Source organism: Pseudodonghicola flavimaris (genome assembly GCF_030164425.1).
In the GTDB taxonomy this organism is placed as follows: Bacteria; Pseudomonadota; Alphaproteobacteria; order Rhodobacterales; family Rhodobacteraceae; genus Pseudodonghicola; species Pseudodonghicola flavimaris.
Genome location: NZ_JASNJD010000013.1, coordinates 39,267 through 52,325, shown reverse-complemented (window position 1 = coordinate 52,325; position 13,059 = coordinate 39,267). Strand labels below are relative to the sequence as shown.

General features: G+C 67.6%; 5 protein-coding genes. 2 read left to right on the top strand and 3 right to left on the bottom strand.

Annotation, left to right across the window (positions count from 1 at the left end; genetic code table 11):
• Nucleotides 1-6 precede the first annotated feature (6 nt).
• Complete coding sequence (locus tag QO033_RS16350) at nt 7-918, bottom strand: LysR family transcriptional regulator (protein ID WP_284482055.1); 912 nt, start codon at nt 916-918, stop codon at nt 7-9.
• A gap of 102 nt (nt 919-1,020) precedes the next feature.
• On the opposite strand from QO033_RS16350, the gene ilvD reads away from it, so the two are divergent.
• On the top strand, nt 1,021-2,871 hold the full coding sequence (ilvD, locus tag QO033_RS16345; protein ID WP_284482054.1) for a dihydroxy-acid dehydratase: 1,851 nt from the start codon (nt 1,021-1,023) through the stop codon (nt 2,869-2,871).
• A gap of 97 nt (nt 2,872-2,968) precedes the next feature.
• Here ilvD and htpX read toward each other — a convergent pair whose 3' ends face one another.
• Complete coding sequence (gene htpX, locus QO033_RS16340; protein WP_284482053.1) at nt 2,969-3,961, bottom strand: zinc metalloprotease HtpX; 993 nt, start codon at nt 3,959-3,961, stop codon at nt 2,969-2,971.
• Between the two features lie 290 nt (nt 3,962-4,251).
• Here htpX and QO033_RS16335 point away from each other — a divergent pair, with 290 nt between their 5' ends.
• Complete coding sequence (locus tag QO033_RS16335) at nt 4,252-5,874, top strand: thiamine pyrophosphate-binding protein (RefSeq protein ID WP_284482052.1); 1,623 nt, start codon at nt 4,252-4,254, stop codon at nt 5,872-5,874.
• A 43-nt stretch (nt 5,875-5,917) separates the two neighbouring features.
• Here the strand turns inward: QO033_RS16335 and QO033_RS16330 are convergent, their stop codons facing one another.
• A complete protein-coding gene (locus QO033_RS16330; RefSeq protein WP_284482051.1) occupies nt 5,918-13,018 on the bottom strand; it encodes a calcium-binding protein in 7,101 nt (2,366 codons plus the stop codon).
• Nucleotides 13,019-13,059 lie beyond the last annotated feature (41 nt).

Here is a 13,059-nt window from a genome sequence, read left to right as displayed (position 1 = left end):
CGCTGCTCAGGCGGCGGCCAGTTCCGCCTCCACCATGGCGAGGAAATTCGCCAGCGTCGGGGTCCGGTCGTCACGGCGCCAGATCAGCCCGGTCTCCAGCTCCGGCGCCGGCCCGGAAAGATCGAGATAGCGCACCCCGGAGCGCGCCAGATGCCGCAGCGAGGCCGGCACCAGCGCAATCCCCATGCCGGCAGAGACCAGGCTGATGATGGTCTGCATCTGGATCGCGTTCTGCACCACATGGGCGGTGCCGCCACAGGCGGCGTAGTAACCGGTCACCAGATCGTAGAAGGAGGGGGCCGCCGGGCGCGGAAACACCACCAGCGGCGAGGAGATCACCGCCTCCGGCGGCAGCGCGGGCCCCGCCAGCCGCAACCGCCCCTCCGCCAGCCAGCTTTCCGGCACCGCCGCGATCAGCGGCTCCGCCACCAACCGGCGATAGGCGAACCCCTCCGGCACCGGCGCCTCCGCATCGGGGATGATGATACCGGCCTGGCCGTGCCCCTCGCGCAAGGCGGCGATCTGCATGTCGCTGGTCGCCTCGGTCAGCGCCAGATCGACATCGGGATAGAGCTGTCGAAAGCCGTGCACCAGCCGCGGCAGGATGCTGTAATCGGCGGTGGAGACGAAGGAGAGTTCCAGCCGGCCGGAGCGGCCACGGCGCAGCCGCTCGGCGATCTCCGGCAGCGCCCCCAGCCCGTCGAGCGCCTCGCGCACATGCGGCAACCAGGCGGCCCCGAAGGGACTGAGCGCGACGCTGCGGCGGGTGCGGTCGAACAGGGGCGCCCCCAGCTCCCGCTCCAGCGTCTGGATCGACTGGCTCAGCGGCGGTTGCGTCATCCCCAGCCGTTCCGCCGCCCGGCCGAAGTGCAGCGTATCGGCGACGGCAACAAAATGCCTGAGCTGCCGGACATCCATTCCACTTATATCTCCAAAGACCCAATCGACGCACAATAATATATTTCACTCGCAGAAGCGAGGCGTATAGGGTGCGCCGACTCATTTACCAGGGAGGGTTCGATGCCCCGCTATCGTTCAAGAACCAGTACCCATGGCCGCAACATGGCAGGTGCCCGCGGTCTGTGGCGTGCAACCGGGATGACCGACGGCGATTTCGGCAAGCCGATCATCGCCATCGTCAACTCCTTCACCCAGTTCGTGCCCGGCCACGTCCACCTGAAGGACCTGGGCCAGCTGGTCGCACGCGAGGTCGAAAAGGCCGGCGGCGTGGCGAAGGAATTCAACACCATCGCGGTCGATGACGGCATCGCCATGGGCCATGACGGCATGCTCTATTCCCTGCCCTCGCGCGAAATCATCGCCGACAGCGTGGAATACATGGTCAACGCCCATTGTGCCGACGCGATGGTCTGCATCTCCAACTGCGACAAGATCACCCCCGGCATGCTGATGGCGGCGATGCGGCTGAACATCCCCGCCGTCTTCGTCTCCGGCGGCCCGATGGAGGCCGGGAAGGTTGTCTGGGAGGGCAAGGAAACCGCGCTCGATCTGGTCGATGCGATGGTCGCCGCCGCCGACGACAGCTATTCCGACGAACAGGTCGCCGCCATCGAACAGGCCGCCTGCCCCACCTGCGGCTCGTGCTCGGGCATGTTCACCGCCAACTCGATGAACTGCCTGACCGAGGCACTGGGTCTGTCGCTGCCGGGCAACGGCTCCACTCTGGCCACCCACGCCGACCGCGAACGGCTGTTTGTCGAGGCCGGCCACCTGATCGTCGATCTGGCACGGCGCTACTATGAACAGGAGGACGCCAGCGTCCTGCCGCGCAACATCGCCACGGTGCCCGCCTTCAAGAACGCCATGTCGCTGGATATCGCCATGGGCGGCTCGACCAATACCGTGCTGCACCTGCTGGCCGCCGCGAATGAGGGCGAGGTCGATTTCGACATGTCCGATATCGACGCGCTCAGCCGTCAGGTGCCGGTGCTGTGCAAGGTGGCCCCGGCCAAGAACGACGTGCATATGGAGGACGTCCACCGCGCCGGCGGCATCATGTCGATCCTGGGCGAGCTGGACCGCGCCGGGCTTCTGGATACCAGCGTCAATTCGGTCCATGCCGAAAGCCTGGCCCATGCGCTGGACCGTTGGGACATCACCCGCACCAATTCGGAAAGCGTGCATGAGTTCTTCCGCGCCGCCCCCGGCGGCGTGCGCAGCCAGACCGCCTTTTCGCAGTCGCGCCGCTTCGACACGCTGGATCTCGACCGTGAACAGGGCGTGATCCGCGATGCCGATCATGCGTTTTCCAAGGATGGCGGCCTGGCGGTACTCTACGGCAATATCGCCGAGGACGGCTGCATCGTGAAAACAGCCGGCGTGGACGAGTCGATCCTGACTTTCTCCGGCCCCGCACGCATCTTCGAAAGCCAGGATTCGGCGGTGAACGGCATCCTCACCGGCAAGATCAACCCGGGCGACGTGGTGCTGATCCGCTATGAAGGCCCGCGCGGCGGCCCCGGCATGCAGGAAATGCTCTACCCGACCTCCTACCTGAAGTCGAAAGGTCTGGGCAAAAGCTGTGCGCTGGTCACCGACGGACGGTTCTCCGGCGGCTCCTCGGGTCTGTCGATCGGCCATGTCTCGCCCGAAGCGGCCGAGGGCGGCGCCATCGGTCTGGTCGAGGAAGGCGATATCATCGAAATCGACATCCCCAACCGCAGGATCCACCTGGCGGTGGACGACGCAGTGCTGGCCGAACGCCGCGCCAAACGCGAGGAAAAGGGCTGGCAGCCGGACGAGAAACGCCAGCGCAAGGTGTCGAGCGCGCTGCAGGCCTATGCCGCGCTGACCACCTCTGCCGCCCGCGGCGCGGTGCGCGACGTGCGCCAGATCCAGGGCAAGAAATAAGCCTCTCGCTCCGGGGGGAATACCTCCCGGAGCGTCTCTCCCCCGCCCGGCGATCCGGGCGCCCTCTCCTCACATCGTAAACCGCAGCCCTCTGCGTTCAGCCCCAGGGTCCGCTGTTGTCCCCGCCGTCTTGCCGCGTCCGGCGTTTGCCGGCTTTCGGCACGGCGCCAAGACCGCGCGCCGGGGTCTCATAGACGCCCCCCGCATCCCGGACGGGTGCCGGCTGCGGCCGGGCCGCCCGCTGCGGCATCCGGGCGCCGGCACCGGCCAGCTGCCGCAATGCTGCGACGCGGTTCTCGGTCGAGGGGTGGGTGGCGAAGAGATTGTCGCGCCCCTGCCCGTGCAACGGGTTGATGATGAACATATGCGCGGTGGCCGGGTGCTGTTCGGCGGCGACATTGTCGACCCGCGCCGCACCCGCCTGGATCCGTTCCAGTGCCGAGGCCAGCCACAGCGGGTTGCCGCAAATCTCCGCCCCCGCGCGGTCGGCGGCATATTCCCGGGTGCGCGAGATCGCCATCTGCACCAGCGCCGCCGCCATCGGCGCCACGATCATCATCGCCAGGGTGCCGACGATCCCCATCCGCTCACGCGAGCCGCCGAAGAACAACGCGAAATTCGCCAGCATCGAGATTGCCCCGGCAAAGGTGGCGGTCACCGTCATGATGGCGGTGTCGTGGTTCCTGATATGCGCCAGCTCATGAGCGATCACGCCGGACAGCTCTTCGCGCGACAGGCTCTGCATCAGGCCGCGGGTCACCGCCACGGCGGCGTTCTGCGGGTTGCGCCCGGTGGCGAAGGCATTGGGCTGCGGTGTCTCGATCACATAGACCGCCGGCATCGGCAGCCCGGCGTTGCGGGCCAGCCCGGCGACCAGCTGGGTCAGCCCGGCCCGGTCGTTCGGCGGCACCGGCTGCGCATTGTGCATCCGCAGCACCATCTTGTCGGAATTCCACCAGGTAAAGACGTTCATCGCCCCGGCGACCACCAGCGCGATCACCATACCGCCGGTCCCGGCCATCAGATAACCGAGCCCCATGAACAGCGCCGTCATCGCGGCCATCAGCAAAGCGGTCTTGAAATACCCCATGTCTCAGTCTCCCGGTTTCACCCACTGTGGCGAACCCTGCAGATATAAGATCGCCGGCGGCCCGTGCAATTGCAGCATGGCGCTTCGGCTAGGGCTGGCCGGTGCGGGCGGGCCGATGCGTCCTGCGGCGGCGATTCACCCCGAGAGCGGGGATGAATGCGCGGTTTTCACGACTTCCTGCTCATCCGAGGTCAAACCCCGCACGGGTCACCTCCACTGAGGGAAACTTTGCGCATTTCGCGCACGCAGCATCCGCTATCAAGGAGAAAAGCGCGAACAGGAGAGCCCCCATGAGTGACAAGATGTATTTCCACCAGTCCATCGCCCGTGCCCTCTGCGACCACGGGGTCGAAACCATGTTCGGGCTGATGGGGGACGCCAACCTGTTCATGGTCGACCGTTTCGTGCGCGATTGCGGCGGCCGCTTCGTGCCGGTCGCGCATGAGGGCAGCTCGGTGCTGATGGCGCTGGCCTATGCCTCCGTCTCCGGCAAGGTCGGGGTGGCGACGGTCACCCATGGCCCGGCGCTGACCAACTGCATGACGGCACTGACCGAAGGCGTGCGCGCCCATACCCCGATGGTGCTGCTGGCGGGGGATACGCCGGTGTCGAACCCGCGCCACCTGCAAAGCATCGACCAGCGCGAGGTGGTCAAGGCCGCCGGCGCCGGCTTCGAACAGATCCGCGCGCCCGAGACCGCCGGCCGCGACGTCGCCCGCGCCTTCTATCGGGCCCAGGTCGAACGCCGGCCCATCGTGCTGAACATGCCGGCCGATTATATGTGGATCGAGGTGGCCCACGACTGCCGCGTGCTGGATGTCTTCACCGCCCCCGGCGGCGTGGCGGAGGGCGACATGCTGGACGAGGCTATCGGCATGATCGCCTCGGCCCGTCGACCGCTGATCCTGGCCGGTGCCGGGGCCATCGCCGCCCGCGACAAGCTGATCCGCCTGGCCGACCGGCTGGAGGCGCCGCTGGCCACCACGCTGAAGGCCAAGGGGCTGTTCCGCGATCACCCCTATAACATGGATATCTTCGGCACGCTGTCGACGCCCGCCGCCTATGACCTGATCGCCAAGGCCGACTGCGTGATTTGCTTCGGCACCGGGCTGCATGACTTCACCACCGATCAGGGCAAGCTGATGAAGGACAAGCGGATCGTGCAGGTGGATATCGAGCCCACCGCCATTGGCGGCGGCACCCATCCCGACGCCGCCCTGGTCGCCGATGCCGGGCTGACGGCGGACACCATCGTCTATTGGCTGGACGAGGCCGAGATCGCACCGAGCGGCTTCACAAAAGAGCTGGACACCGAAACGCTGACCGCCCATCCGACCCCGCCGGTGCGCGCCGCCGAGGGCTATATCGGCTATGTACCGACGCTGGAGCGGCTGGAGCAGGCGCTGCCGCAGGATCGCATCCTGGTCACCGATGGCGGCCGCTTCATGACCGAGGTCTGGTGCCGCGTCTCCGCCCCCGATCCGAAGAGCTTCGTGGTCACCGCCAATTTCGGCTCCATCGGTCTGGGCGTGCAGGAGGCGATCGGCGCCGGTCTGGCGGCACCGGGGCGGCCGGTGGTGCTGTTCACCGGCGACGGCGGCTTCATGATGGGCGGGCTGACCGAATTCAACACCGCCGTCCGGCTGGGGCTGGACCTGATCGTGATCGTCGCCAATGACTCCGCCTATGGCGCCGAGCATATCCAGTTCATCGACCGCAAGATGGACCCCAGCCTGACCCAGTTCGACTGGCCCTCCTTCGCCGAGGTGGCGACCTCGCTGGGCGGTCAGGGCATCGAGGTCCGGACCGAGGACGATCTGGAGGCGGCGCTGGCCGCGTTGGAGACCCGCGACCGGCCGGTACTGATCGACCTGCGGCTCGATCCCAACGACGTGCCGCGCATGCGGATCTGACGCGGCTTCGACAAGACCGGCGCGGCCACCTGCCGCGCCGCCGCTACAGCAGCAGATCCGTCGCCGTAATCCGCCCGATCCCCTCCAGCACCACCGCGAAATCGGCTTCGCGATCGCCGTCATAGTCTAGCTCGATCCGGTTCAGATCGGCGTCAAACCGCAGCTCATTGCCCTCGCCATAAAAATCCCGGCCGCCGAGGAAATAGAGCGCTCGGTCGAAGCCGGTGAAATCGAGCAGATCCTTGCCGCGGGTGAAATCGGTGATCACATCCTCGGCGCCGGTCGCGCTCTCCGCCACCGAGGTGAAGACGAAACTGTCCCGCCCGGCCCGGCCGCTCAGCCGGTCGCTGCCCAGACCGCCGATCAGGATGTCATTGCCACCGTCGCCGGAGATGCGGTCATCGCCCGTGCCGCCGTCGATCCGGTCGCGCCCGGCACCGCCGCGCAGCCGGTCGTCGCCACCGAGACCCGCGATCCGGTCGTTGCCCCGCAGCCCGTCGATCGTCTCGCCCAGATCGGTGCCGCGCAGCCCCCGGTCGTTGCCGGTGGAGCCGGTGAACTCCAGCACCCCGGTGAGGTCGCGCGTGGCGTCGGAGAAGACCGCCTCTTCCACCATCGGCACTGGCAGATCGTCGGCATACTGGCCGGCGACCCGAATGCTCTGCCCCGAACCGGTGCCGCCGTAGTGCAGCAGCAGATCGTCGCCGTCGCGGGTAAAGCTCACCTCCTCGACATAGACGTCCAACTCGATCCGGTCGAAGCCGCTGCCGGTGGTCTCATCGATCACATCCTCGGCGATATGCGCGGGTTTGAACCGATAAGTGTCCCAGCCATGCCCGCCCCACATCGTGTCAGAGCCTTCGCGCCCCAGCATCAGATCGTCGGCGGAGGAACCGAACAGCCGGTTGTTGCCGCTGTCGCCGCGAACCGTGTCCGCGATCAGCGCCGACACGAAGATCGCGGTATCGCCCAGACCATCGCCGCCATCGGCGACCGAGAAGGCAAAACTGTTCAGCCCGTCGAGGATCGGCGCGCTGACCCGCAGGATGGTGGTATAGGCATCGGCGGAGAGAACAGCGGCATGGGCGCCCTCGCCCACCAGGTTGAACAGCAGTTCCTCGGCGAAGGCACCATCGGGCGCCGCGGCAAGGTTCTGCAGCGTCGCCTGCCGCCCGTCGCCCAGCACCAGCGCGCTCAACCCGTTGACCTTCACATCGACGATATCCTGCCAGGCGGTGCCGGCGAATTCGGGAAACGCCTCGGTCACGATCACCACGTTGAAGAGATCGGCGACCGCCCAGTCGGCCCCGCCGCGCAGATCCACGTCGAGCTCGGCCGACAGCGTGACCCAATCGTCCGCCGCCCCCGGGGTGCCGATATCGGTGGAGGCATCGGCCCCGGCGCTGCTGTCGCCGTCGCTGACCTGCACCCGACCCGACAGCGCCTCTCCCGCGTCATAGGCCTCCCCGACATAGAGGTAGAGCGGCCCGTCGGTCGCCACCGTTTCGGTCAGCTCGAAGGTCGCTGACCCGCCATCGCCCAGCGACACCGCGCCACCATCCAGCGCCGAGCCGGTGTAATCGACCGCCCCGAGCCGCGCGACGCTCTCGTCGATCATCCCGTTCACCGTCCCGCCCAGGGCGGTGAAGAGTCCCGGGTTGCGCATGGTGCCGGCCTCCAGCCGGGTGCCTATCGGGCTGTAGTCGAAGACATCGAGCGTGGCGACACCGGTCAGATCGACCACCCCGCCCACCGCGTCGATCCGGTCGGGCGACAGGAAGATCCCGTCGAGGTCGAAGCCGGAAAACAGGCTGTCGGCGCCTTCCAGGTTCAAACTGTCGGTCAGCGTCAGCGTCTTCAACCCGCCGGCCAGCCCGGAGACATCGGCGCGGAAGATGGCAGAGCCACCGGCGGTGACGCCGAGCTTCTCGAAGACCAGATCGGCCTCCGATCCCGCCAGGATGCCCCGGCTGTCGCTGCCGTCGGCGCGGTTCTCCGCCGCCAGATCCCGCGCCACCCCGGTCGAAAGCACGACCCCCTCTTCCAGACCGAAGGGCGCGTCGGAAAACGCCTTGGCGCTGCCCGGGTTGCCGGCCAGAGATGCCGAGACCGTGGTGATCGACCGCGCCCCGAGATCGGCCAGCCCGTCGCGCAGCACCTCCTCGAACGGGTCGATGACGCCATAATCGTGGATCTCGAAAGGCTCCGGCAGCGGCACCGGCCCGGTCAGCGTCGCCGCGCCACCGCTGCGCCCACTGCCCGACGATGCCACCGGATCGGTCACCGCAACAAAGCTCACCGCCGGATCGGAGAGCGAAACCGCCCCCGCCCCCATCAGCACCGCGACCAGTTCCCCGGTTTCGGTCAGGGTGATGCGGCCATGGCCGGCGGCAGAGACGGAGACGCTGTAATCCGCGGCGCTGCCAGCCAGCTGCAGCCGGTCCTCGGCGATATCGAAATCCTCGATCCGCGCCACATCCTCGGCCGCGGCGCCGTAATGGCTTCCGGTCTCATCCCCCAGAACGAAGAGATCGCTGCCGGCGCCGCCGGTCAGCCCGTCGCGCCCGTCGATCACGCCGGCCAGGCCGCCAATCAGCGTATCGTCGCCGATGCCGCCCTCCAGAAGGTCGGTGCCGGCGCCGCCGACGATCACATCGTTGCCGCGCCCGCCGCTGATCACATCGTCGCCCGCCTGCCCGTCCAGCACATCGTCGCTGTTGCGCCCGTCGAGCCCGGCGATCACGTCGTCGTTGCGACTGCCAGTCAGGACCAGCCGTTCGAATTCGTAGTAGGTCGAATTGCCCTTGAGGACGAAAATCGGGCCGGAGCCCTGTTTCAGCCGAACGTTCAGCCCGGCGGGATCGCCGATGACGGCCGGCGTTTCCAGCGCCGCGTCGACCCACATCAGCCTCTCGCCGGAGTAGTCCAGGATCAGCGTGTCCACCGCCCCGTCGCTGCCGGCCCAGACCAGGTTGTCGCCGTAATCGAGCGTCACCGTATCGGCGCCGTCGCCGGTGTGGAATTCGCTGTCCACAGCCCCCAGCTGGGTCAACTGGTCCTCGCCGCTGCCGGTGGTGATCTTCTCCAGGATCTCGAAACCGGCGAAGACGCCGCCACCAGCAACGCTGAAGGCCAGCCCGCTTTCGCTGAGCGGCGAATAGGAGGCCAGCACCACCCCTGCGGTGTCATAGGAGAGATCCGCGATCAGCCGGTCGATCCCCTGCCCGCCATCCATCACGAAGGTCTCGGCCTTGGTCGCCTTGTCACGCCAGACGGTATCGTCGCCCAGCCCGGCAAAGACCTGATCGGCACCCGATCCGGCGGCGATGCGGTCCGCCCCGGCGCCGGTCGCGATGTAATCGTCACCGGCAAAATGGTCGATGCCCGGCAGATCCTCGGTCTCGTTATCGACGACGGAGGCGATCAGATCGTCACCGGCACCGGTTAGGATGGTGGCATCCTCGGTGTCCCAGATCTCCGCCCGCAGGTCACGATCCTCGATAGCGCCGGAATAGATCCGCGCCCAGGTCGTCGAGAGCTTGACGACGGAGATATCCTCCTCCGCGTCGGACCAGCTGACGATCACCCGGTCGATGCCGCCATTGCCGTCGACCTCGTCATAGGAAAACCCGGTCCAGACGCCGATATCCAGATCGTTGCCACGCAGGTTGCCCAGCAGCACGTCGTCGCCGCCGCTGCCGCGCACCGCCTCGATGCCCGTCAGGCTGTCGCCCTCGGCATCGCCGCCGGCGCCGGTGCCGGCCGCCAGATCGACGGTCACGCCGGCGCCGCTTGCGCTGTAGTCGGCGGTGTCGAAGCCGGCGCCGCCGGTCAGCTCATCGGCATCGGCACCGCCGATCAGGGTATCGTCGCCCCCCGCCCCCGACAGCACATCCTGCCCGGCCAGACCGCGCAGCACATTGGCCTTGCCGTCGCCGCTGATCACATCATAGAGCCGCGATCCGGTCACATCCTCGAAACTGCTGTTACCGGCGTCATCCTCCAGCAGGGTATCGCTGCGGCCGCCGGCGATCTCCGTCGCGGTGCCGGCGGCGAGGTCGATCTCCACCCCGTCCTTGCTGCCCAGGGTGGCGTCGAAATGATGTTCGAAGGTCAGCAGGTCGCGACCCGTGCCACCGTCGAGCCGGTCACCATCGGCGCCCCCCACCACGGTATCGTCACCGCCACCGGCGAAGATGCGGTCGCGCCCCGCGCCGCCGTCGAGCAGGTCGTTGCCCTCGAACCCGTAGACCACATCGCCCACCCGCCCGGTGGTGGCACCGAAGAAACTGTCCGCCTGCCAGGTAAGCTGATAGATCTCGATATTCTCCAGCGTGTCGCCGCTGGCATCGCCGCCCCAGATCACCCCGTGTTCGAGATCGATCAGCACCCCGGCGGTGGAGAAAGCATAGGACACCGCGTCCTCGCCATCGCCGCCATCGAGACGATCCGCCCCGGCGCCGCCCGACAGGAGATCGTCGCCCACCCCACCGATCAGCACATCGTCGCCGCCGCGCCCGTCAAGCGTGGAGTCGGCGACCGGGTCCGCCTCGATCCGGTCGTCGTAGTCGGTGCCCTTCACATATTCGATCGAGGTCAGCAGATCACCCCTGGCCTCGCCGCCGCGCCCGACCCGGGTGGTGACGCCGGCGGTTGTGACATTGACGATGCGGATGCCCTCTGCCGCGCCGGAGTAATCCGCCTCGTCGATCCCCGCGCCGCCGTTCAGCACATCGGCCCCGGCGCCGCCGATGAGGATATCGTCGCCGTTCATCCCCTTCAGCACGTCATCGCCGTCATGCCCGGTCAGCACATCGCGACCGCCATTGCCCGACAGCACGTCCGCCGCGGCGCCGCCCGTCAGCGTGTCATGGCCGCTGCCACCGGCAAAGGCCACCGCCACATCCAGATCGGCCGCCACCGTCAGCCGGTCGTCGCCGCTGCCGCCATCGCCGCTGATCAGGGAAAAGCCTGCGGTGCGGTCATAGACCTCGTAGATCCCGAAGGCCGAGACCGCCAGCGCCGCGGCCGTGTCGCCGCTGCCCTCCGGCGCGCGACCGACATAGACCACCTCGTCGCGCGCGCGGGTGTTGACCCCGGCGGCCTCCAGCGTCTCCAGCTCGGCATCGCTGGCGGCATCAAACGCGGGATCGAGGTCGATCCGCCCGGGCACATCGCGGCGGCCGGAGGCGGCGCCGACATTCAGCGCCAGTTCGCCCCCCGCGACCTTGCGGGCCAGTTCTGTATCGGAAAACCTGAGCGTGGCGGGGTCGAAATCGCTGTCGCAGGGATCGAAGCCGAATTGCGCCAGCACGGTTTCGCCGATGGTCACCCGGTCAGTCACCGACAGCTTGCCGATGCCGATCCTGACCTCGACCTCCAGGCTCGCCTCGATCCGACCGGTGATCGGGTTGAACAGGCAGCCGCCGAGATCGGCCAGCCGGGTTTTCTCTCCGCCACCGGCGAGGAACAGATCGACCACACCGCCGACGCCGCCGACGATGGAGACCTTGGCAACCCCGGCGCCGACACCGCCGCCTGCCTCCATCCCGAAGGAGAGCGTCAGGAAGGGATCGACCCGGGTGCCATCGACGGTGGTGACGTAGAAACCGGCGCCGAATTCCACGCCGCCCAGGGTGAATCCGGCAGTGTCATAGCCGATTCCGAAGTCGGTCTCCGCCGCGAAACTGCCGCCGATGAAGAAGGACAAGGGCCCGACGTCGAAGGGAATTCGCGGCGCCACCGAGAACCCCAGCGGCGGCAGATCGTAGGACACCAGCGTCACCGGCGCACCGTAATAGCCGTTCAGCAGCAGCGCACCCAGCGTGCCCAGAGGATCGGAGAGCAGCGGGATGTCGAGCCGGTCAGAAGCCTCGATCCCGGCGCCGAGCGAGCCGGTGAGAAGCCCGTCCAGACCGCTGCCGGCGATCAGGTCCAGCAGGTCGGTCTCGGCCGTGGCGCTGACACCGTCGCCGTCCAGATCGAACCGTGCCTCCGTCGTCGCCTCCGCCGACAGGACCAGATCGCCCAGATCGACCCGATAGGCCAGATCGCGCAGGTCGTCGATCGTCTCCAGCGCGTCGACCAGCGCCTCGATCGCGGTGACGAACCCCATGTTGTCGCTGTCCGACCCGAAGGCGAGGATGAAATCCGCCGCGGTGATCGAGCCGTCGCCGGTCTTGTCCAGCGATCCCGGCGCGATGGCGTCGATCACCGGGATCGGCGTGGTCAGGATATCCAGCACGGTGCCGAAGGGAAAACTGTCGGTGATCGCGGTGATCTGGCCCAGCACCGCGTTCAGGAAATCGACCAGCCCGCCCATGTCGAGCGTCAGGTTCTCCAGCCCGATGCGGCCGGCGACGTCGATCGCCACACCGTCCTCGAGGGCAAGGGCAGCGAAATCGAAACCGAGGTTCAGATCGCCGGAGATCACCGGCAGGATGTCGGAGGCGGCGGTGGTCTCGAACCCCCGGCCGAAGGTCGCCCCGCCGGAGAGCGTGGCATGGACCGCGCTGCCGTCCAGATCGACATCGAAGGACAGATCGATGCCGTCCGCTGCCGACCAGCCGCCCAGCAGGCTGTCGAGAAAGCCGAGCTCCACCCCGCCCTCGGGCAACAGTCGCCCGAAGAGATCGAGCCCGAATTCCTGACCGGGCGATGTATCCACCCGCACCGACCCGGTCTCGGCATCGAGCACCAGGACCAGCCCGGCCTCGACCGTGGCATCGAGATCCAGCGTCCCGTCGAAGGCGATGCCGGTTCCCAGACCGCCAAGCGCCGCCGCCGCCGTTTCCGCCGCCAGCGAGATCACCGCATCATGGTCGAACTCCAGCGCCAGCGTCCCGTCGGCGCGGATCGTCGCGCCCAGCTCCGGGCCCGCCAGGCCGACCGCCGCGGCGATCTCTTCCAGTGTGGCCGTGGCGGTGCCGATCCCCTCCAGCGCCGTGCGCACCCCGGTCTTCAGAGTGTCGACAAAGCCCAGAACCTGATCTGCCGTGTCAGCGAAGCTCTGGCCCAGAAGCGGGATGTCGGAGCGGAACACTGCGGTTTCGATACGGGAGCGGTAGCCGTCCAGCAGGCTGTCGATACGATCAGCCACAGCCGCAACGGGCACAACGGCTGGCGAAGAGCTGTCAAGCGCCATCGAAAAATCCTCAATAAAAGCATGTCGACCCAGAAAAAAAC